At 48.3% G+C, this 22,606-nt stretch carries 21 protein-coding genes; 14 read left to right on the top strand and 7 right to left on the bottom strand.

Annotated elements, in window-relative coordinates:
- Positions 1–115: 115 nt before the first annotated feature.
- From EI981_RS19570 to EI981_RS19545, 6 genes are all read left to right on the top strand, one after another.
- A complete protein-coding gene (locus tag EI981_RS19570; protein WP_127001036.1) occupies positions 116–742 on the top strand; it encodes a TraX family protein in 627 nt (208 codons plus the stop codon).
- Positions 743–777: 35 nt separating this feature from the next.
- Positions 778–1,698 (top strand): M14 family metallopeptidase, encoded by a 921-nt coding sequence (locus EI981_RS19565; protein ID WP_127001034.1) that lies wholly within the window; start codon positions 778–780, stop codon positions 1,696–1,698.
- A gap of 136 nt (positions 1,699–1,834) precedes the next feature.
- A complete protein-coding gene (locus EI981_RS19560) occupies positions 1,835–2,074 on the top strand; it encodes a YkvA family protein (RefSeq protein ID WP_127001032.1) in 240 nt (79 codons plus the stop codon).
- Positions 2,075–2,213: 139 nt separating this feature from the next.
- Positions 2,214–2,516 carry an iron-sulfur cluster assembly accessory protein gene (locus EI981_RS19555; RefSeq protein WP_127001030.1) on the top strand — a complete coding sequence of 101 codons (303 nt, stop codon included), beginning with the start codon at positions 2,214–2,216 and terminating at the stop codon, positions 2,514–2,516.
- Between the two features lie 92 nt (positions 2,517–2,608).
- Positions 2,609–2,842, top strand: coding sequence for a YuzB family protein (locus EI981_RS19550; RefSeq protein ID WP_127001028.1), 234 nt, complete (start codon positions 2,609–2,611; stop codon positions 2,840–2,842).
- 251 nt (positions 2,843–3,093) lie between these two features.
- Positions 3,094–4,071 carry a ring-cleaving dioxygenase gene (locus EI981_RS19545; RefSeq protein ID WP_127001026.1) on the top strand — a complete coding sequence of 326 codons (978 nt, stop codon included), beginning with the start codon at positions 3,094–3,096 and terminating at the stop codon, positions 4,069–4,071.
- Between the two features lie 83 nt (positions 4,072–4,154).
- Here EI981_RS19545 and EI981_RS19540 read toward each other — a convergent pair whose 3' ends face one another.
- Both EI981_RS19540 and EI981_RS19535 read right to left on the bottom strand, forming a co-directional pair.
- On the bottom strand, positions 4,155–6,152 hold the full coding sequence (locus EI981_RS19540) for an LTA synthase family protein (RefSeq protein ID WP_127001024.1): 1,998 nt from the start codon (positions 6,150–6,152) through the stop codon (positions 4,155–4,157).
- A gap of 115 nt (positions 6,153–6,267) precedes the next feature.
- Entirely contained in the window at positions 6,268–7,413 is a 1,146-nt protein-coding gene (locus EI981_RS19535) for a THUMP domain-containing class I SAM-dependent RNA methyltransferase (RefSeq protein WP_127001022.1), read from the bottom strand.
- Between the two features lie 166 nt (positions 7,414–7,579).
- On the opposite strand from EI981_RS19535, the gene EI981_RS19530 reads away from it, so the two are divergent.
- Positions 7,580–8,209 (top strand): class I SAM-dependent methyltransferase, encoded by a 630-nt coding sequence (locus EI981_RS19530; protein WP_127001020.1) that lies wholly within the window; start codon positions 7,580–7,582, stop codon positions 8,207–8,209.
- A gap of 1 nt (position 8,210) precedes the next feature.
- Here the strand turns inward: EI981_RS19530 and EI981_RS19525 are convergent, their stop codons facing one another.
- Positions 8,211–9,416, bottom strand: coding sequence for an MFS transporter (locus tag EI981_RS19525; RefSeq protein ID WP_127001018.1), 1,206 nt, complete (start codon positions 9,414–9,416; stop codon positions 8,211–8,213).
- 210 nt (positions 9,417–9,626) lie between these two features.
- Here EI981_RS19525 and hemE point away from each other — a divergent pair, with 210 nt between their 5' ends.
- The 7 genes from hemE (at position 9,627) to EI981_RS19490 (ending at position 18,227) form a co-directional block, all read left to right on the top strand.
- Positions 9,627–10,676, top strand: coding sequence for a uroporphyrinogen decarboxylase (gene hemE / locus EI981_RS19520; RefSeq protein WP_127001016.1), 1,050 nt, complete (start codon positions 9,627–9,629; stop codon positions 10,674–10,676).
- Between the two features lie 41 nt (positions 10,677–10,717).
- The gene (gene hemH, locus EI981_RS19515) at positions 10,718–11,662 is read left to right on the top strand and encodes a ferrochelatase (RefSeq protein WP_127001014.1); all 945 of its coding nucleotides are present in this window, start codon (positions 10,718–10,720) and stop codon (positions 11,660–11,662) included.
- A gap of 163 nt (positions 11,663–11,825) precedes the next feature.
- On the top strand, positions 11,826–13,181 hold the full coding sequence (locus EI981_RS19510) for a CapA family protein (protein ID WP_127001012.1): 1,356 nt from the start codon (positions 11,826–11,828) through the stop codon (positions 13,179–13,181).
- A gap of 77 nt (positions 13,182–13,258) precedes the next feature.
- Positions 13,259–14,005: a glycerophosphodiester phosphodiesterase gene (locus EI981_RS19505; RefSeq protein ID WP_227011496.1), complete on the top strand. Its 747-nt coding sequence runs from the start codon at positions 13,259–13,261 to the stop codon at positions 14,003–14,005.
- A 681-nt stretch (positions 14,006–14,686) separates the two neighbouring features.
- Positions 14,687–15,337: a fumarylacetoacetate hydrolase family protein gene (locus EI981_RS19500; RefSeq protein ID WP_127001010.1), complete on the top strand. Its 651-nt coding sequence runs from the start codon at positions 14,687–14,689 to the stop codon at positions 15,335–15,337.
- Positions 15,338–15,339: 2 nt separating this feature from the next.
- Positions 15,340–16,170, top strand: coding sequence for a DUF92 domain-containing protein (locus EI981_RS19495; RefSeq protein ID WP_127004837.1), 831 nt, complete (start codon positions 15,340–15,342; stop codon positions 16,168–16,170).
- A 59-nt stretch (positions 16,171–16,229) separates the two neighbouring features.
- Positions 16,230–18,227 carry an ABC-F family ATP-binding cassette domain-containing protein gene (locus EI981_RS19490; RefSeq protein WP_127001008.1) on the top strand — a complete coding sequence of 666 codons (1,998 nt, stop codon included), beginning with the start codon at positions 16,230–16,232 and terminating at the stop codon, positions 18,225–18,227.
- 117 nt (positions 18,228–18,344) lie between these two features.
- On the opposite strand, the gene EI981_RS19485 is transcribed toward EI981_RS19490, so the two are convergent.
- The 4 genes from EI981_RS19485 to EI981_RS19470 all read right to left on the bottom strand — a co-directional run bounded on the left by EI981_RS19485 (position 18,345) and on the right by EI981_RS19470 (position 22,472).
- Positions 18,345–19,382 carry a M42 family metallopeptidase gene (locus EI981_RS19485; RefSeq protein WP_127001006.1) on the bottom strand — a complete coding sequence of 346 codons (1,038 nt, stop codon included), beginning with the start codon at positions 19,380–19,382 and terminating at the stop codon, positions 18,345–18,347.
- Between the two features lie 102 nt (positions 19,383–19,484).
- The gene (locus EI981_RS19480) at positions 19,485–19,808 is read right to left on the bottom strand and encodes a LapA family protein (RefSeq protein ID WP_127001004.1); all 324 of its coding nucleotides are present in this window, start codon (positions 19,806–19,808) and stop codon (positions 19,485–19,487) included.
- A gap of 101 nt (positions 19,809–19,909) precedes the next feature.
- Positions 19,910–21,700, bottom strand: coding sequence for an oligoendopeptidase F (pepF, locus tag EI981_RS19475; RefSeq protein ID WP_127001002.1), 1,791 nt, complete (start codon positions 21,698–21,700; stop codon positions 19,910–19,912).
- A 538-nt stretch (positions 21,701–22,238) separates the two neighbouring features.
- A complete protein-coding gene (locus EI981_RS19470; protein WP_127001000.1) occupies positions 22,239–22,472 on the bottom strand; it encodes a hypothetical protein in 234 nt (77 codons plus the stop codon).
- Positions 22,473–22,606 lie beyond the last annotated feature (134 nt).

The raw sequence follows: 22,606 nt of genomic DNA, 5'->3' as shown, positions 1-22,606 counted from the left end.
ACATCCTATGAATTGATACTCTAACTTTTGAATGCGGATACATTCTAAGTTTAAGTAGTTTAAGTGTAACAAATTAAGATTAAAAAGGAACCATTAAATTTTGAGGAGAGAGCCTATGCAATGGATCGCGATCTTCACGATGCTGCTCGATCATATTGGAGCGGCGTTCTTTCCCGGAGAATTAATATGGCGTATTATCGGTCGCATAACTTTCCCGATCTATGCCTATGCATTGGTGCAAGGCTTCCGTCATACGACGAGCTACGGTAAATATATGCTGCGGCTTACGATCATTACGGTCCTGTCCCAGCTTCCCTATCAGATCGCCCTAAGCCGGAGTGGAATAAATGTCGTAGCGACGCTCCTGGTGGCTGCTCTGTTGATGCGCCTGCTTGAACATATACGCCCCGGAATACTGTCAATCCTGTTGATCGCGGGTTGCAGCCTGCTGGTAGAGATTATTCCATTTGATTATGGGGCATATGGACTGCTTCTGGTGCTTATATTCAGATATGCGGAGAAATATCAATTGTTGTTCATGCATGTATTGCTGAACGTGATTTATTTGTTGGCTTATGGCTGGGTTGTGCAGATGGTGAGTATTATACCGACGCTATTAATCGTGTTCGGTCCTACATTGTGGCACAGGCTGGAGTTGATCCGAATGCCACGCTGGCTGTGGCGCTCTTATTATCCGCTCCATCTTCTAGTGCTAGCGGCAGTCAGCTATTGGCATGTTTAACAATGGAATAGAAACTGTAAAGGGGAGGAGAGAACATGGATTCATCGCCATTTGTGGATCGGCCTGAAACTCCGATTGTAGAGGTATGTGGCGGATATCGCTATGCCGACTTCCAAGCTCAAAGTATGGAATTGATGCGTAAATATCCGCATCTATGCCGGCGAAGTATTGGTAGAAGTGTTCTTGGGCGATCGATCGATTGTTTTATGATTGGCAATGGCCCAGAACGCCTACATATGAACGGGGCTGTGCATGCGAATGAATGGATTACTACTCCACTCCTGCTGCGTTTTATGGAGGATCTGCTGGAACACGCCTGTTCGCAACGATCGGAGGCTATTGTTCATTTACTGCAGCAAACGACTCTGTGGATCGTGCCGATGGTTAATCCGGACGGGGTTGATCTGGCCCAGGACGGTGCTGCAATGGTCGGCGATAGCTGGAGAAGCTGCTTGCTTGCATGGAATGACGGCCACGATGATTTCACGGCATGGAAGGCGAATATTCGTGGGGTCGACTTGAATGATCAGTTTCCGGCTTGCTGGGATACGGAGCGTGAACGCCGTCAGGTTTGTCGGCCAGCTTCTCAGGATTACAGTGGCCCCTGCCCACTAAGTGAACCAGAAGCCCAGGCATTGGCGGAGTTGACAGAGACAGTGGATTTCACACGAGTTCTCTCTCTTCATACTCAAGGCCGGGAGATATACTGGAACTACCGGGATCAGGAGCCGCCAGAGGCAGAGGCAATGGCAGATAGACTGGCAGCAGTGAGCGGCTACCGTGCTGTGAAGCTAAGCGGAAGTGATGCGGGCTATAAGGACTGGTTCATTATGAAATTCCGTCGCCCTGGTTACACAGTAGAGGCTGGAGAGGGCAAGAATCCATTGCCGCCGAAACAATTCGATTCCATCTATAGGGACCTGGCGCCACTGCTGTTTGAGTTTATCCGGGGATAGAATTCTCCCCGGATGGCCGTCAGGCCTATTTTGCATTTGTTCCCGTTAAGGAAATAAACTAGTGTAGAAGAAAGGAAACAGGGTATTCTACATATAGGTGGTAGTCCCTGAATCCGCATGCTAAGGAGGGCTCGCGATGAAATGGTCGAAAATGTGGTCGCTGCGGCATTGGTCACATATTTTCCGGCGGGTGCCAAGGCTGCTTCAATCCCCACAGATTCCATTGCTGGACAAGCTTCTGCTCACTGTCCCGGCATTGTTGTATTGGGTGCTGCCTGATTTTCTACCGTTCATTCCAATTGATGATCTAGCGGTCACAATGTTGTTAATGAACTGGTTCGTAGCACGAGCAGAGCGTAAATATCCATCAGTTTGATGGTAAGTTCATATTCGGCCAGAGGATTCCAAACTACAGAATATATACGGTGAACCCTTGCATCTAGGCTAAGGTTTCTTTACAATAGGAATATTGGCGGTATAGATATAACATATTTGCTGAACAGGAGATGTCCCTCATGAAAGTGAAAATTACCCGCAACGCGGCCAAAGTGATAAAGAAAGAAATGGACAAGGAAGAGAACAAAGAGTTGGTCTTGAAGGTGTTCATTACCCATGCTCATGGAGACCATGCCCATTATGGCCTTGATTTGGTCAAGCCTGACGACAAATTGACATTAGTATCAACCGATAAAGAAATTGATGTTCTTGTCGATGCGAATGAGCCGATGCTCGATGGCGTGAAGATTGACTACTTGTACCTGCCTGAAGAAGGATTCGTGATTACGAACCCGTCCATGGGTAACCATGGAGATCACTAAGTAAAGTTACTTCATTGATCAATTCGTGATCAAAAGCGAGCTTATTGAACTTCCTCTAAGCAATAGCATTGAAGAAAAGAAGGGAAAACACGATGGCAAATGACATTCGCATTTGCGATAAATGCAATCATATCCGCATGAAGACATTTGTGCCGAAGCTGAAGAAAATGGCTCCTGATGCCGACATCAAGGTCGGCTGCAAGTCTTACTGTGGGCCATGCGGCAAACGAGCCTTCATCTACATTAACGGCCGTTATGTCAGCGGTCCGACGGAAGATGAAGTGCTGGAGAAGGCGGCACCTTTCGTGAAGAAGCCGAAAAATTAAGAGCAGCTATTATTGATCTAATAAGGATTATAAAGAGCGTCCATTGTACTATGGGCGCTCTTTTTTTGCGTATCAGTAAGTGATTATCTTGCTGATAATCTCTATAAAATCATCAATGTAAATTTGACAGCCTTGAAGGTTCGTAGTATATTATCTTTAAATAAAGATTCTTTATTACAAGATAAATTACGTCGTATGATTTGGGTATTGTATAACAACAATAGAGTGATCACACATCAGGAGGTTATTGTATGAACCATTTAAAAGGAATCCACCACGTTACAGCGATTACGAGCAGTGCGGAGAAGAATTATGAATTTTTCACTTATATATTAGGAATGCGTCTTGTGAAGAAGACAGTGAATCAGGATGATATTCAGACCTATCACTTGTTCTTTGCCGATGATAAAGGAAGCGCTGGGACAGATATGACGTTCTTTGATTTCCCAGGGATCGGGCAAGGGGTGCATGGTACCGACGAAATCTGGAAGACTTCCTTCCGCGTACCTAATGATGCTGCGCTGGATTACTGGGAGCAACGGTTCAACCGTCTGCAGGTTGAGCATACCGGTATTCAGGAGCTATTTGGTAAGAAGACTTTGTCGTTCGTGGATTTCGACGATCAGAAGTATATGCTCATCTCGGATGAACATATACTTCTGATCGTATCGGGAACACCTTGGCAGAAAGGACCGATTCCGCTTGAGCATGCGATTACCGGTCTTGGACCGATCTTTGTTCGCGTCAGTGACTTCAAATTTTTCAAGGAAGTGCTGGAGAAGGTCTTATTGTTCAAAGAGATTGCAGAGGAAAATAAACTTCACTTGTTCGAGGTGGGCGAGGGCGGTAACGGGGCTCAAGTCATCGTAGAGCATAATGATACGCTCCCTCGTTCCATTCAGGGCTATGGTACGGTTCACCACGCCGCGTTCCGCGTCGAAGACCGTGAGGTTCTGGAAGAGTGGATTGAGCGTATGGCTAGCTTCAACTTCCCGACATCCGGTTACGTTAACCGTCATTTCTTCGAATCGTTGTATGCACGAGTCGCGCCACAAATCTTGTTCGAATTCGCCACGGACGGTCCTGGATTCATGGGTGATGAGCCATATGAGACTTTAGGTGAGATCTTGTCGCTTCCTCCATTCTTGGAAGGACGCCGCGCACAAATTGAGCAATTGGTTCGACCAATTGATACGATGCGCAGTGATAAGGAGTTTGTGAAGGAGTAATCGTATAATGCCTTGATGATTAAAAAAGTAAAAAGAAGCGGCGGCTCTGAGTAAATCAAAGCCACCGCTTGTTTGTTTTAAATTCATTCCTTTGTTCTTAGCAATTTGATCAAATCCCCCGTAATTACACGGTCAGATATGGATAGGCGCTTATTCGCTTCTTCATAAGGGATCTTGCACTTCTCTACATCAGCAAGTTTACGTGTCGTGAGATCATAGCAGGAGCCGTTATCGAAGCGGCTATCCGGAGACGGAACGTAATACAGCTTGCCATCTGTGAAAGCACCCGATCGAAGCACGACAAAGCGTTCCTGACCGGAGAATAGATTATTGCCCATCATATAGTAGCTTTCGGTCGAGATACCGAGCAAGTGCAGTAATGAAGGCGCCATATCGAGCTGACCCGCAGGCTCATCGAAAATCCCCGCATGTTGTCCATCAGGTAGATGAATCAACAGAGGAACTTGGTTCATGATTTGGCTCATATCAAGACTGGTTAAGGATTTGCCGAGAAATTGCTCATAGGGTTCCTTGTCTTGAATCGAGTTGTCATGATCACCATAGAAGACGAGGATCGTATTGTCCCAGATCCCTTGCTGCTTCATTCCTTCTACCAGCTCGCCCACCGCTGCATCCACGTAATGGACAGATTGCAGATAGTCGCCAAATATAGTGCCCTTGAATTCACCAGTATCCAGCTCTTGCACGTTGGCGGGAAGCGTGTACGGATGGTGACTCGATAAAGTAATCAGGAACGAATAGGAGGGCTGCTTTTCCGTAGACATCAGCTCTAGTGATTGGCGGAAGAAGGACTTGTCGCCAAGCGACCAGCCGATGGCCTCATCCATTTTGTAATCCGATTTGCTGTAGAAATGATCATAATTCATCGCTTTATACATATTCAGACGGTTCCAGAAGCTGCTCTCATAAGCGTGGAAGGCTCCGGTCTCGTAGCCGTTTTCCTTCAGAATGCTCGGAAGCACATCATATTCATGATCTGGAAAACGGACAAATACTGAGCCGGTGGGCAGCGGGTGCAGAGAACTCTGCGATGAGAAATCGGCATCCGAGGTTCTGCCTTGACCCGTCTGATGATAGAAATTGGAGTAGTACATGCTCTCCTGCATCAGACGATTGAAATTCGGCGTAATCTCCTGACCACCGATCTTCTTGCCAATCATGAAATTCATAAAGGCCTCGGCTTGAACGACAATAATATTGCTGTCTCGGTAGGCGCCGAAGGTTTCATTTTGAACAACCCGCCTGGATTTTGCCTGATCGAACCATCGCTGTATTTCCTGTTGGTCTTCAGCGCTAAGCTCGGGCTTGCCGCCAAGATGCTCCTTGGCATAGCGATAGACATCATAATAATGGAATCCTAGAAGACCGGTAACATTATAAAGGGAAATATTCCACCAGCCGCCCTCAAATAAACCTGCTGCCCATGTCTTGGTATAATGCCGGATTGGACCAAGCGTCATAGCGAAGCCAATGATGAAGATCATGACCCCGCTGGCAAAGCGGCGAATCGCCACGCGTCCCCAAGATGGTTTCTCCGGATATGAATAGGTCTGAGGATAGAGAGGGCCCAAATGATTACGCTGTGTATGCCGCAGTAGCCATCGGCGTATACCAAAGAATATCACGACGATCAACCCCAACAGCAGATCGGCGCACAGCCACAGATCGGATATATGGATAAGCGAGCGGATACTGTCCCCGAGCTCGCCGACTTGACCGGCCTGCAGCAGAACCGGGATCGTAATAAAATCACCGAAGTAACGGTAATAGATCAGATCGGCAAAGATGAGGAAGGTGAGAACCACGTCGAGGCCCCAGAGGGCGACCAAGCGTCCACGTCGCGGCAGCCAGAATACCCAGAACGAGATCAGCATGACTGAGCCGATAGCAATCACATCATCCAGCCGACTCATATCGATATATCTGGCGTGTAGGTTGTTATGAAGCAGAACTAGTTTATAGAAGATTAGAAATAAAAAGACGATATATGCAAAAAAATGGGTACGATACAAGCGTGTTAATAGGGCGCGCGGACCCCTGTCCCGTGTATGACTCAGCATGAAATGCCAGCCTCCTTTCTAAATCGAATAAGCGAGCGCATTACTCTCGTCCGAAGTATGATCATATTATAAGTGTGTGTTCAACCTCTACAACAAGGAAAACCCTTCCCCCAGATTAATGTCTGGGTGGAAGGGGGCCGAGGTATTGCAGGTATTGGCACTCGATCCGACCGTTGAACAGCTTGCGGCGCTTGTCCGCCTTACGGCCAAACTCATGCTCGAATTGCTTGGTTGGGGTAATAGCGAAGAAGGACCATGTTGGATATTCCGCGGAAATCCTGCCGAGTTGGGAAATCAAGCGGCGAATTTCTTTCTCCTCACCAATTCGTTCACCGTAAGGAGGATTCGTGATCATACATCCATAGTCGCCTTGAAGTTGGATCCTCGCCGCGGGAAGCGCCTGAAAAGTGACCTCTTTAGCAAGTCCAGCACTCTTGGCCGCCGCTTGGGCTACTTCAATCGCCTTCGGATCGATATCACTGCCGCTGATATTCAGCGGAATGTCATCACGAACCAAGTCGATCGCTTCATCCCGGGCGTCCTGCCACAACTCCTGCGGAATGGCCGGCCAATTCTCTGAATTGAACGAGCGGCGCAGTCCGGGGGCGATATTCCAGCCGATCATTGCGGCTTCAATCGGCAGCGTTCCCGATCCGCAGCAAGGATCGTAGAATGGGCGAGACGGATTCTGATTCCAACGGCTGAGTAGAATAAGAGCAGCCGCCATCGTCTCCTTGAGGGGAGCTTCAGTAATCAGCTTGCGGTAACCGCGTTTATGCAGTGCGGGTCCTGTCGTGTCCAGCGTCAACAGTGCAATATCATTCAGAAGGTTAACCTCAATCACATAGCGTGGTCCATTCTCCTGGAACCATTCCGTGTGGTAGGATTGTTTCAGCTTCTCGACGATTGCTTTCTTGACGATGCCTTGGCTGGCAGGGACGCTGCTAAGCTGCGATTTATGGGATCTGCCTTCTACCGGAAATTCTCCGTGCACCGGAATCCAGTCCTGCCAAGGCAAAGCCTTAGTGCCTTCGAACAATTCGTCAAAGGTGCGGGCCGTGAATTCTCCCATTTTGATGAGTACGCGGTCTGACGTGCGCAGCCAGAGGTTGCAGCGGCAGATATCGATCAGATCCCCTTTAAAAGTGACGCGTCCGTTCTCTACCTTCGTATCGGTGTAGCCTAAGTCTTTTAACTCGCGTGCCACGACGGCTTCCAGACCCATCGGTGCAGTCGCGATCAATTCCAATTGTCTCGACATTCTCGTTAATCAACTCCGTATAAAGCTTGTAATTCCTGAACTATTTCTTGTAGGAAATGTGCAAAAACCATACAATTCAGTATAGGACAATGTCTATCAAGTTACAAACTATTGTTGTCTGATGACGGCAATTTAATCTAGATCGTTCAAAAGGGAGTGTGGATATATGATAACGCCTGAGGAGTATGGCGATGAATTGTATGCAGAAGACGAGGTGTTAAGCAGAGTCACACGTTCGATTGAGGAGCACGGGATTCAGGATGTATCGATTGCGCCTGGCTATGGCAGATTGCTGACTTTGCTGGCGAAGCTGGGTGGTGCGAAGCGTGCGCTTGAAATCGGTGCCCTTGGCGGTTATAGCGGAATATGTCTGGCCAGAGGACTCGGAGCAGATGGACGTCTAGTATCGCTTGAGATTAGTCAGGATAATGCCAAGCTGGCTGGAAGCAATATGGAGATGGCCGGATATGGTCAAATGGCGGAATATATGGTTGGACCCGCTCTGGACAGTTTGGAGGTTTTGAAGCAGCGTGGGGAGAAGTTCGACTTTTTCCTGATCGATGCGGACAAAGGGAATTACCCGGCTTATCTGGAATATGCGATTTCGCTGGCGTCACCGGGAGCGCTCATTGCCGGAGACAATACCTTGCTTAGAGGTAGAACTCTAAATACCGACAAGAACGGACCTTCGGTGATGGCCATGCGGAAATTCAATGAAATGATCGCATCGGATGAGCGTTTGATCAGCACGATGCTACCGGCCTATGACGGCCTGGCGTTGGCGCTGGTGAAATAATCTATGCGTGAGCTTTCGGCTTGGAATACAGCTTGGTTCTCACCCAGATTGTATTTAACAGCAATAAAATACCGGAAATAATGAATAATCCTTCAATGCCGATGAAGCCGGATAACGTACCTCCGATCAAGGCGCCGAACATGTTGCCCAGGGCCAACGTACTACTATTGAAGCCGAAGGCGCGGCTCTCCATTCCGTCGGGGGTATAAAACCGAATCAGAGCGTTCACGCTTGGCAGAAGTCCTCCCATGAAGATCCCCATCAGGAAGCGGACAATAACCAGTTGCCAGACACTCTGCACAAATGCTTGTGGAATCAGCATCGCTGCGGCACCAATCAGACAGAACGTCAGTATGCGGTGTGCTCCGATCTTATCGCTGACCCGGCCGAGTATCGGTGAGGTGATCATGTTGGACATCCCTGTGACCGCACTGACGAAGCCTGCCCAGAACGAGGCGTCCACCGCGGTTCCATGCAGTCTCTCTACATATAACGGCAGTAAAGTCATCGGGCTGATCATGGCGAACTGCAACAGAAATGTTACAGCAAATAGAGCGGTCAGCTGTTGAGTCTTCGTTAATTCGCGCAGGCCAGCAAGTACGGAAATTTGCGGTACTTGGGCCGCGGCTTCTTTATTGAAGTTCTCGCGCACGAACAGCAGGCAAGCTAGGGAGGCGAGGAATAACAGGCTACCGGTAATATAGAAAATAGGGCGGAATCCTACCCAATCGGCCAAAAGTCCGCCGATCAGTGGGCCAAGAATCGTACCTGCGACGTTGCCGGACTGGATCGTTCCCATCGCGAAGCCCATTCTTTCCTTTGGCGCCGTTCCGGATATGAGCGATACCGCAGCTGGGTTGAAGCCGGAGATCGTACCGTTGAGTAGCCGCAGCATGAGCAGATGCCATGGCTGTGTAGCTAAGCCCATGAGGGCGATAACGATGGACATGCCAAATCCAGAGCGAAGAAGCATAACTTTTCTTCCATATTTGTCGGCCAGCTTCCCCCATATTGGTTGGAAGATGAAGGAGGTCGCAAAGTTAGCTGCAAAGATGCTTCCGGCCCATAAGCCGATCGCATGCTCCCCGTGAACGTTTAGATCTCTGGACAGGTAGAGAGACAGAAACGGAGTGATCATGGTCATTCCGGCATTGACGAGGAATGATCCCACCCAAAGCACAATGAGGTTTACTTTCCAGGTTTTCAGTGTGCTTCACTTCCTTTCTGACTGTATTCTGGGTGTAATAATATAAAGAGCTCAAAAAGACTGATTTTTCTAGTATACCACAATGGTTCAAAATCATCGGAGCAGTTGTCATATGATTGTCATGAGTTTTACGAGTGTGATAGTTGTTACATCTAGGTAAAGAAGTCATAATGTATAATATAGGATTTTGATAATAGGAGGAGAAGTTGGTTGGCATATAATGATCGGTTTATTCGCGCATGCCGGAGGCAGGAGATCGATACGGTTCCCGTCTGGTACATGCGACAAGCAGGCAGGTATGACCCGGAATATCGCAAGATCAAAGAGAAGTACAGCTTGCTCGAAATTTGCCGTCAACCAGAGCTTGCCGCGGAGGTAACGATGATGCCGGTACGCAAGCTTGGCGTGGATGCGGCTATTTTATACTCGGATATTATGAACCCGGTTGCATCGATCGGTATCGACTTCGATATCGTCAAGAATATTGGACCGGTCATCGACAATCCGATTCGTTCAGAGGCAGATATCGACCGTCTGACTCCGATTGATGTCGAGCGTGATCTATCCCATATTTTAGAGACGATACGTATTCTTGACCGGGAGCTAGAGGTCCCGCTTATTACTTTTGCCGGGGCTCCATTTACGATTGCCAGCTACTTAATTGAGGGGCGTCCGTCCAAGAGCTACATACGTACAAAAAGTATGATGTATGGCGAGCCCGAGCTATGGGACAAGCTGATGTATAAGCTTGGAGATATGGTCATCGCCTATTTGAGAGCACATATTAAGAATGGCGGCAAAGCGTTCCAACTGTTCGATAGCTGGGTTGGCGCGCTGGCTAGACGCGATTTTGAACGATATGTATTACCTACAATCACTCGCATTTTTGCCGAGCTGTCCGATCTTGATGTCCCGAAGATTTATTTTCCAGGCGTAAGTTCGGGGGAATTGCTGCCGGCTCTGACAGAGCTTAAGGCGGATGTGATTGGTCTTGACTGGCGCATATTGATCGAAGAGGGAAGGCGTAGAATCGGAGGAGACTATGCTGTACAAGGCAATTTGGATCCGTATGTTCTAACTGCGCCTATGCCTGTGATTAAGCAGTATGCCAAGGATATTATTGACCAGGGCATTCAACAGCCGGGGTTTGTGTTCAATCTCGGACATGGGCTATTTCCTGAGGCATCGTTGGATAAGTTACGGGAATTAACGGAATATGTACATGAATACTCACACCAGGCTATTGCTCAGAAAATATAGATATTGGTTGTCTCAATTTAATGGATGAGGTGAATAAAAGCGTGAGCACAAAAATCGGCGTATTGGTGATGTCTTATGGCACACCGGAAAGCATGGATCAAGTAGAGGCTTATTACACACATATACGGCGCGGGCATCCCCCGACTCCGGAGCAGCTCCTGGAACTGACAGAACGTTATGAGGCAATTGTTGGCGGCGTGTTCCCCCTGCGCGCGAATACGGATAAGCAGGTGGCTGCCTTGCAGGAGACGCTGGGTCAGCTGAACCAAGGTTCGGATAAGCAATTTGTCTGTTATCAGGGGTTGAAGCATGCCCGTCCATTCATAGAGGATGGAGTAGAGCAAATGGCCCATGACGGTATTAAGCAGGCGATCGGAATTGTGCTTGCTCCCCATTATTCGGTGATGAGCATTGGCGGCTACATTAAGCGGGCTGAGGAGAAGGCAGCCGAGCTGGGCGTAGAGATGAGCTTCGTGCATAGCTATCATCTGCATCCGAAGCTGATCAAGGCGTTCGCAGATCGGGTGTGTGCCAAGCTGGATCAGTTCAAAGAGGGCGGCGCGAATCGGGATCAGGTCAAAGTGTTATTCAGCGCGCATAGTCTACCTGAACGCATCCTTAAGATGGGAGATCCGTATCAGGATCAACTGTTGGAGACAGCCGGAGCCGTGGCAGCGGAAGCTGGAGTGAATAACTGGCAATTCACATGGCAGAGTGCGGGCCGTACAGCCGATCCATGGCTGGGTCCAGATATTCTCGATACGCTCCGCAGCTTAAGCCAGGAACAGGTGGAGGATATTCTTGTTGCTCCGGTAGGGTTCGTATCCGATCATCTGGAAGTGTTATATGATCTTGATATTGAAGCGAAGACGATTGCCAAGGAGTTGGATATGCGCCTCGAGCGTATCGAATCCTTAGGAACCGACCCGCTCTATATGGAGACACTGGCTGAGTGCATTATGAAGCAGGTTACAGATTTGAAATAGATTCTTAGATCTGCTACTTAAGTAGTTTCATTAATGTAAGAAACATGAAATTGTGAACCCTTCCCTGTAAAATAGGCGAAGGGTTCTATTTATTTGTAGTACCCTGATATAATAAAATCAATGATGTCATGATCAAATCATGTTTTCAAAGGAGTCTCATTGGATGTATCCACCAAGATCTGAAAAAAATAAAAAACGAAAACAAGAGCAGGAACGCCGCTTAAGCCGTTTTTGGCTGGCAGTGAACGGCCTTCTTATCTTTATTATTATTGTGCTAGGGACTTATTATTATCTTGATTATCGTACGGTCCAGGGGAATAGCAAGAATGTAGAGCAGCAAGAGCAGAATAATCCTGGTCTGTATGAGATGCCGGATATTTCCCAGCATGAGAATAAGCCGTCAAATGAAGGCGAGGATAGTTCCGCTCAGACAGATTCCGCTTTGAATGCGGATGGGCAAGACAATTCATCGACGGATGGATTACTGGACGATGCAGAGCAGGGTTCCAGTGTCGAAGTAGAAGGTGAGGCTAACGGCGATCTGAAGCCGACACCGGAGGAGACGGCCTCGGGGGATCAGGTATTGATCCATTTCGCCGGGGATACGATCTTCTCTGGCAATGTGGCGAAGGTCCTAGAGAAGCAGGGCTATGATTATCCTTATCAATATGTTAAGGACCTGTTCCAGGGTGATGATCTTACTGTGCTCAACCTGGAGACGCCAGTGACGTACGGAGGGACCGCTGCTGAAGACAAGACGTTCGTGTTCAAGTCCTCGCCGAAGGCGCTCGAAGAGATGGTCAAGGCCGGTGTTGATGCGGTTAATCTGGCGAACAACCATACTCTTGACCAAGGGGTGGAAGGATTGCTGGATACGATTCAGCATTTGAAGGACAATAAGATCCAATACGTCGGTGCGGGCAGCAATAGCGATGAGGCTTATGCTCCGACTTACTTCGAACGCAAAGGAATCAAGATCGCGCTATGTGGCTTCAGTCGGGTGATCCCGCAGGCAAACTGGGCCGCTACCAAGAAGAACGCTGGGGTTGCAGCCGTGTATGATTCTACTCTCGCGGTTAAGGCCATTAAGGAGGCCCGTAAGAAGGCGGATCTGGTGCTAGTTGTAACCCACTGGGGCAAGGAGAGAGTAACGAAGCTGGAGGACCATCAGACGAACCTGTCCCATGCCTTTATTGATGCTGGCGCCGATCTGGTCATTGGTGGGCATCCCCATGTGATGCAAGGCATTGAACAATACAAGGGGAAATGGGTCGTGTACAGCACGGGGAATTTTATTTTTACGAAATCGAATGATCCAAAAACGTGGGAGACGGCAGTATTCTCGGCAAAATGCAACAAGAGCGGAGACTGCCAACTGAAGCTTACACCTTATCTTACGGAAATTGGCCAGCCAGTTCCTATGGATGAGAAGAATGGCACCAAGCTGTTGAAGGAAATAGAGGCCCTATCACCGGGGATTAGGATCAATGACTCTGGTGAAGTAAGAACGAAATCTTGATGTAAAAACTTGCCTTATTTTTATTATAAGTGTCATTCCACTTTGATGAGTGAGTCAACAGGCGGGGGTCGTAAGTCATGGAAAATATACAAAATTTATGTGTAGCCCATCGAGGTTTCTCTGGAATTGCTCCGGAGAATACGATGGCTGCGATCCAGCGAGCAATGCAGGAATCTTATGTGGAATGGGTAGAAGTGGATGTTCAGCTGTCTAAGGATGGGGTTCCGCTGCTTATTCATGACTTCACTCTGAATCGAACGACGAACGGGCGGGGTCCTGTAGGGGAGCGGACCTGGGCTGAGTTAAAGAGTCTAGATGCAGGGAGCTGGAAGGCTCCTGAATATGCTGGGGAACGCTTGATCAGCCTCGATGAGTTCCTGGAGGCAATTGCCGGACGCTTGCGGGCTAATATTGAGATCAAAACGCAAGGAAATATGTATCCGGGCATTGAGGAGAAGATCGTATCGGCGGTAAGGAGATATAGGATGGAGGATGAGGTGGTTCTTACTTCTTTTGAGCCACGTGTTCTTGCTAAGGTGAAGGAGATCGGCCGGGGAATCCGCACCGGATTAATTGTCGATGAGAAGCCGAGGGATTTGTTCATTCGCCTTCAAATGCTGCACTGCAGCTTTCTGTCGCTGAATTATCGCTATTTAACCGCGGAGCTGGCTACCAAGGCGGCAAGATGTGGTATTGAGGTTATGGCCTGGACGATGAACGATGTCAGGAAGCTGCGACGGGGCAGAGCAAAGGGCGATAAGGTTCTATTATGCACCAATTGGCCAGATCGATGGTTAAAGGCCATGTCTTACGTTCGCAGTTGAAAAAATATTGAGCTTCATCCACACACACTTATATGGCAGCTACGTACCGGTCCAGAATGGATCGGTATTTTTTTAGGTAGGCCTAAATCCTGGTTCGTAGAAAATGTACGGGATCGGCAGTACAAGGGCAGGGGTAAAATGGTTTGGCCAGTACCGTGAATATGAACAGACGCTGTTCTGCGATATAGCAGTATTTAAGCCTCAGAGCGCGCGTTGATATAAGTCACAGATACTTGCAAAAAGGTATGTTTCTATGTCACAATCGACATAGGTACGCTGAATTCCGCTCTGGATATTCGTGCGAATGATGACAACGGGTACGAAAAGGGGCTGACAACCATTACCTCAGGGTACGGTCCTCCAGTGTCCGTTGTTTTTTGCTCTTATTCCGTAAAATAAATTACATAGACCTGACTACCCAACAAATGAAAGTTCAAAAAGAGCGGTTTTCAGCACCGAGAAGCTTGGATGAAGCTAGGGAGTGAGGAGCGAAACGTACGTTTTGGGTACGTGAGCACCGGAAGTCCAGGCTGAATTCAAGATTCGATGTCGATATAACTTCCTGATTTACGAAAACCTACCTTTGAACCGCGGTCGCTCATCCTTGAAGTGACTTCGATCAGGTTTTCTTATCAAAAGTGGACTTTTTGAACTACTTCTTAAATAAAGGAGAAATAGATCGTGAACAGAACAATAGCTAACGTATATTGCGTAGGACGTAACTACCGACTGCATGCTGAGGAACTAGGCAATGATGTGCCTAAGGAACCGATGATATTTATGAAACCGTCCCATGCGGTCGTGCCGATGGCTGGTGCACAGCTTGAGTTACCTGCAGAACGGGGCGAGATTCATTATGAGACTGAGCTTGTACTGCGCATCGCACGGGAGTATAAGCCCGGGATGTCGGTTGATGAACTTGTTGATGTTATGGCGTTCGGTATCGACTTCACGCTGCGTGATGTCCAGAATGAGCTGAAAGCCAAGGGACATCCTTGGACGGCGGCTAAGGCCTTCCGCAACTCCGCTCCTATGACACCTTATATCGCATTTCCGGGAACGGAAGAGACAGCGAAGGAGAATTTCATCCTGCGCAAGAATGGTGAGATCGTCCAACGCGGCAATATCGCCAACATGATCTTTCCATTGCAACGGATTATCGATTTTGTGGCTGAACGTTATGGACTGGGTGAAGGAGACCATATTTTCACAGGTACTCCAGAGGGGGTAGGCCCGGTATATAAGGGGGATCAGTTGGAAATCTCATATGGATCCCAAGTGCTAGGAAGTTGTGAGATTGGGAGCGGTCCTTCAGCTTCGGGACAGTCGTAATGATAGATTGGATTATCGGGGCGTTATGCGCCCTTTTGATTGCTGGAGCTGCTTATTGGAAGAGGTCCTTATCCTTATCGGGGGCTGTTGCTGCTGTCATCATGGGTACGGTATATTATGCTGCCGGCAATTTATTCTGGTTCGGGATATTGATCTTGTTCTTCGTGACCTCAACTTTATTCTCCAAGCTTCGCGGTGATCGCAAGGTTGAACTGGAGAAATCGTATGCCAAGAGCGGTAGGCGTGACGCTGGACAAGTGTTCGCAAATGGCGGGATAGGGATGGTTGCTTGCATACTGAATGCGCTGTGGCCGAATCCGGCCTGGGGATACTTCTTCATCGGTTCAATGGCGGCTGTAACTGCGGATACATGGGCTACAGAATGGGGTGGATGGAGTAAAAGACCGCCTCGCTCCGTGGTGAACTGGAGAGTCGTTCCACCAGGGACATCCGGCGGTGTCTCTTCATTGGGCAGTATGGCAGCACTGATTGGCGCCGGGATTATTGGCGGAGCTGCTTGGCTGCTGTTCAGATGGACTGGAGATACGCAGATCGCTGCACAAGGCTTAATGTCGATTGGGTTGTGGAAATGGGTTATTATTGGCGGAGTGTCGGGATTTGCCGGAGCGATGGCGGATTCACTGCTAGGTGCAACGGTTCAGAAGATGTACCGGTGTGAAGTATGTGGCAAGATCGTCGAGGTTCGCGAGCATTGCGGGCAAGCTACCGTGCCGGCACGAGGATGGAACTGGATGAGCAATGATGCGGTAAATCTGATCAGCTCTGTGGCAGCTGGCTTCATTGCCTGGGGGCTGGGGGTCATTTTAACCTAGCTGGACCATTGCCTTTTATTAATATCGTATTAATTGAACAGAAAAGTAGGGAAATAACTATGAATATCATGACAGTAGAGCATTTGACGAAAACCTATGGCGAGAAGGTCTTGTTCCAAGACGCTTCCTTCGGAATGGATGAGCACGATAAAATCGGGGTGATCGGGGTGAATGGGACAGGAAAGTCAACATTCCTTCGCGTCATTGCTAGTCTCGATCAGGCCGATGTGGGCAAGGTTGCTATCAATCGAGATGTCCGTGTCGCTTATTTGCCCCAGAATCCGGAGTTTGACGCTGAACTAACAGTGCTTAGAGCGGTATTTCAGGGGGAGGATCCACAGCTTCAGGTCGTGTCAGAATATATGGAGGCGATGGAGCTGCTGGAGATGCTCCCAGGTGACCAAGCGCTTGTGGAACGAGTAACCCGATTAACGCAAGAGATGGATCGGACCTCAGCCTGGAATCTGGAGAATGAGGCCAAGACGGTTCTATCCAAGTTAGGTATTACCGATTTCAGTCAAAAGATCGGCAGCCTGTCCGGCGGCCAGCGAAAACGGGTAGCCTTAGCGTCCGCACTGATCATTCCATCGGAGCTACTGATTATGGATGAGCCTACCAACCATCTCGATAACGATACGGTCGGCTGGCTGGAATCATTTCTGCAAAAGCGCCGCGGTGCTCTTTTGCTGATTACGCATGACCGGTATTTTCTTGATCGAGTTTGCAATGTCATGCTGGAGCTGGATCATGGACGTCTGTTCCGTTATGAAGCGAATTATAGCCGTTTCCTAGAGCTGAAGAGCGAACGGGAAGAGCGGGAAGCCGCGTCGGAGCAGAAGCGGCAAAATCTGCTGCGAACAGAGCTGGCCTGGATCCGGCGCGGGGCCAAGGCACGTTCCACAAAGCAGCGGGCGAGAATTGAGCGTTTTGAGAAGCTGCAATCACAGGGAACAGATTATAAGAGTGATTCGGTAGATATTTCAGTCGCTTCCACCCGGCTGGGGCGCAAAATCCTAGAGATCAGCGATTTGAGCAAATCATTTGGTGAGCGCCAGTTAATTTCCGGCTTGAATTATACCGCGGTGCCTGGAGATCGCGTCGGAATTATCGGTCTGAACGGAAGCGGAAAATCGACGCTGCTGAACATGATTGCTGGGCGAATTCAGCCTGATGCAGGTGAGATTGAGCTTGGTACGACAGTCAAGCTTGGTTATTACACGCAAGAACATCAGGAAATGGACGGTAAGATGCGTGTCCTTGATTATATTAAGGAGGAAGCAGAGCTTGTAACTACGGCGGATGGTTCGAGAATTAGTGCCAGTCAAATGCTGGAGCGTTTCCTGTTCACTGGCGCGATGCAATGGACACCGATCGAGAAGTTGTCCGGCGGAGAGAGAAGACGTCTCTATCTACTGCGAGTGCTGATGAGCGCTCCAAATGTATTGCTGTTGGACGAACCGACCAATGATCTGGATATTCAGACCTTGACCGTATTGGAAGCTTATCTCGATGAATTCCCAGGTGCCGTGTTCACGGTATCTCATGACCGTTATTTCCTCGACCGCACCGTGGATAAAATTATGGCTTTTGAAGGCGGCGGGAAGGTAGCTGTTCACGTTGGCGATTATAGCGATTATCAGGAGCGGGTACAGCGGGGCGATATTAGTGGCAGCCAGGAAGCAGATTCTGAGCGCAGTGGATCAGGTGGAGGCACTCAAGGCAACGGTGGAAACGTAAGCAGGAACGGCAGCCATAACGGAGCTGCTGCTCAGGATGAGGCTGCTGGTACCGATGGTCGGGCTGCACGTACTGAGCGGCTCAAGTTCAGCTATAATGAACAGCGCGAGTATGAAGCGATCGATGGGAAGATTGAAGCCACAGAAGAGCGGCTGACCAAGATTAGCGCGGAAATGGAGCAAGCGGCTAGTGATGCAGCAAGGTTGCAGGAACTGATGCAGGAGCAGCAGACGGCAGAAGCGGAGCTGGAGCATTTGATCGAGCGCTGGACCTACTTGAACGAGCTTGCCGAGAAGATCGAGAGCCAGCGCAATCAATAGGTGTTAACTTTATTAGCGAGAGCCTGCATTTTTGCAGGTTTTAAAAAAAAGACGCCCTATCCCATTAACACTTGGGGTTAGAGGCGTCTTAGTTTATTTATAGAGGCGAGATCGCTCTTACTGTGTAACGTATGCGACGAGCAGCCTTGCGGTATTAATAACCGCTTGTTTATGCGTCCGTTCCATAGCATGTGAAGCGTGAACGCCTGGGCCGATCAGAGCGGCGCGAATGTTGTTACCGGCGCGTAGGGCGGCGGAAGCGTCTGAGCCGTAATGCGGATAAATATCGACCGCGTATGGAATTTCAAGTTTCTTGGCTAACTCAATTAGTCGACCAGTCATATCGTAATCGTAAGGGCCGCTGGAATCCTTGGCGCAGATCGACACATCAGTCTCTTTACAGCTGAGGTCATCGCCCATCGCACCCATATCAACAGCGACCATCTCGTTGACGCCTTCTGGCAGCCAGGATGCTCCGTGACCCACCTCTTCATAATTGGAGAAGAGGAATACTAGATCATGCTTCGGTGTCCAGCCTTCGCGCTTACTCGATTCGATCAGTCCGAATAGGGCAGCAACGCTGGCTTTGTCATCGAGATGACGGGATTTCACATAACCGCTTGGCGTAATGACAGCCCGGGAGTCGAAAGAGATGAAGTCGCCCACGGAAATGCCGAGCTTCAGAACATCCTCTTTATTCTCCACCAGTTCATCGATGCGTACTTCCATGTTCGATTCTTCCCGTTTAAAGGTACGAGCATCATCGTAGACGTGTACGGATGGGTGCTGGGATAGAATTGTTCCGGTATATTTCTTGCCATCGCGAGTATGGATAACACAATATTCGTTCTCGATACTGTTCATCAAAAAACCGCCGACCGAGGTCAGCTTCAGCGTTCCATTCGAGGTGATGGAGCGGACCATTGCCCCAAGCGTGTCAATATGCGCGCTCAGCGCGATGCGACGGGATGAATCGCTGCCCTTCAAGGTGAGCAGGGCGCCGCCTTTCTCATTCAGGGAGAACGGGATGCCCAACGATTCGGCTTCAGCGCGAAGAAGTTCGATGGCTTCATGCGTATAGCCGGTTGGGCTTGGTGTATCTAGCAATCTTTTTAAGAGATCCAAAATATAAGCTTCATTGGGCTCTATGTTCATAGTTATAATCCTCCATCGTTAAATCAAGTGCTGTCAGGTTGAAATTGTGCAGTTCGCAAGTCTTCTTGTGGATTGTTCCTCTAGATGAGCGAAACGACCAGATTAGCTGTTAGTTGTAGGCTGTTCTTCAGCAGGCAATTCTTCCGGCTTCGTTTCCGGAAAAACATAGCCTGTAGCTTCCTGGATATGTACAAGCTGGGCATTCAGAGTTTTGACTTGCTTCTGCAGGCGGTAGCCGCGGAAAATACCGAAGGAACCGACAATAATACCGCCGAGTAGAGTACATCCGAGAATGAGCAGAATCTTCGGTAGGCCGACCGTTCCAAACAGTAGGTTCACTTCGACCGTATCTACATTAATTACAGCAAAGACCGCAGTAATTAGCGCAAATACAAGAGCGAGAATAAGAGACCATTGGATTTTCATGAGGTAACACCTCCTTCTTATTGACAGTATAAAATCCCTCTCCCACAAGGGGCAAGGGATTTTTTTAATAACGCTGATGTGAAGAGGAAATAATCTGACGATTATTTCGTCAGCTCTTCCATTTGTTTGATAACATCCTCGAACACGCTCATCGCTTCGCGGATTGGCTGAGGAGACGACATATCGACCCCGGCTCTGCTCAGAATGTTAATGGAGAAATCACTGCCTCCGCTCTTCAGGAAGCCCAGATAACGATCTACTGCTGGCTTGCCTTCATCAAGAATCTTCTTGGAGAAGCTAGTAGCTGCGGAGAAGCCGGTCGCATATTTGTACACATAGAAACTATTGTAGAAATGCGGAATCCGTGCCCACTCCATCTCAATATCCTGGTCGACGTTCATTTCGTTGCCATGATATTTCACATTGAGATCGTAGTAGATGGACGACAACTCTTGCGGTGTCAGTGCCTCACCAGCCTCAGCTCGCTCATGCACGATCTTCTCGAACTCGGCGAACATCGTCTGACGGAAGATCGTTGTACGGAACTGATCCGCATAGTAGGTCAACAGATAGAGCTTCTGCTTCGGATCGGTGGACTTCTTAAGCAGATAGTCCATCAGCAGTGCCTCGTTTGTCGTTGATGCCACTTCGGCCAGGAAGATGGTGTACTGAGCATCCCGATATTTCAAAGCTTCATCCGAGAAATAGGAGTGTAGGGCATGACCCATCTCATGCGCCAGAGTGAACATACTGTTCAGGTTGTCCTTATGGTTAAGTAGAACATATGGATGTGTGCCGTAGGCGCCCCAGCTGTATGCTCCGGTCCGCTTACCTTCGTTCTCATATACGTCGATCCAGCGATTCTGGAAGCCTTGGCGCAGTACCTGAAGATATTCCTCACCAAGCGGTTTCAATCCTTCAAGTATGGTCTGCTTAGCTTCATCGTATGTGATATCCCATTTATATTCCTCAACTAATGGAGCGAACAAATCGTACATATGCAGTTCGTTCAAACCGAGCAGTTTCTTGCGAAGGTTCATATAGCGCTGCAGAAGTGGCAGGCTCTCATGGATTGTGTCGATGAGATTGGTGTAGACTTCTTTTGGAATGTTGTCCCCACTCAGATACATTTCCAGCACGGAAGGATATTTGCGAACGCGGGAATAGAACATGTTCTTGTTCACATTCGCGCTAAAGGTAGCGGCAATCGTATTCTTCTGCTTGGCATAGGTTTCATAGACAGCCTTGAAAGCGCGACGGCGGACATCGCGGTTCGGGTTCTCTAAATATTGGATATAGCTACCATGGGTGAGCGGAACTTCCTTGCCGTTCTCATCCTCGATGTTCGGGAATTTCATATCAGCATTGTTGATCATGCCGAAGATGTTCTGTGGTGCTTGAGATAAATTGCCAACCTGAGCGAGTAGTGCTTCTTCAGTCTTGCTGAGAACATGAGCTTTCTCACGCTTGATCTCCTGCAAGGTAAATTTATAGTCGGCCAGCTCTGGGCTATCAATCAGTGCATCAAGTTCCTTCTCAGGAAGGGACAGAATCTCAGGGGTGATGAAGGATAATGCCTCACTCACCTCAACGCTCAATTTCTTGGCTTTTTGTAGCAGTGCCTGATATGTAGGGTTGGTTGTGTCTTCATCATGATGCAGATGAGCATATACGTACAGACGCTCAAGCTTAAGAGAGATGTCGTCCTCGAGCACAAACACTTCTTTGATGCTTTGCGGACTGTTCAATTTGCCCTCGTATTCCGATGGTTTCTTCTTCGATTCCTTTACTTCATTGTAGGATGCATCCCAGGCTTGTTGGTTTGCGAATAGGTCCTTAAGCTCCCAAGTATTGTTTTGTTCAACTGCGGATCGTTTTGGTAATGTGCTCATTGGTATCCTCCTCTGTTTTGGATGAAATGAAGTTGCAGATGCTGGTTGTTGAAAAGCGGTGTCGACGAATATTCCGGAGAACAGCAGGCAGCCGGATAGCAAGAGAGGAAGTATGGAATGTTGGTTCAAGATGGAAATGCCCTCCTATTTAGAGGTAGTTCAAAAGGGTGCTGAAAATCGGACTTTTTGAACATACACTGTTAATATATAGGAGTTAGTATATCCTCAATTGATGAGTTCTATTTGCTGGCAGCTATCCTCCAGAACTTTGAATCAACTTAAATTCCAAAAACTATAAACGATTAAAACAAAGGCAGCCACAATCATGAATATAGAGGTGATGGCAAGTCCGCGTTTCAGTTTGGGCGAGATGGAGTTCTTGTTTAAAATCACTACAAGCCCTAGACAGAATGCGCAAATAATGAAGATAACGTAATTGCTCTCCATGAAAATACTCACTTTCTACATATTTTAGAATCGCAGCCGCCAGTTGGGGGCCGCGATTGCAATCAAGTTAAAGGACCTCCGGACAGGCCTTCTAGACGAGCTTGAAGGCGTCCATAATTTCTTTCCATTCCTCTTCCCGACCTACGAATTCTTCCTTCGGGAACCGATCATTGGCCCATTTCATGAGGGCGGGACGGCTAAGAAATGTATGTGTTTCCTCGCCCCATTGGTCCGAGATTTCACGCAGAACAATATACTTACCTTGCACCTCCACAGTCATCATATTCCAGTTGTCGTGTTTGTATATTTGATGTTTTTTTATCATTATGACTCTCCAATCTGTACATCAATTGAGACGATAAATTACTTCTAATTTTAATCATCTTGAATTGGAACATTTTTATGAAAATGATAACGCACTATATGAAGGAAAGCAAATAAAAAAGGGGCTTGGCCGAA

The sequence above is a fragment of the Paenibacillus lutimineralis genome (genome assembly GCF_003991425.1).
Lineage (GTDB): Bacteria > Bacillota > Bacilli > Paenibacillales > Paenibacillaceae > Fontibacillus > Fontibacillus lutimineralis.
This window is presented reverse-complemented; position numbering and strand designations above follow the sequence as displayed.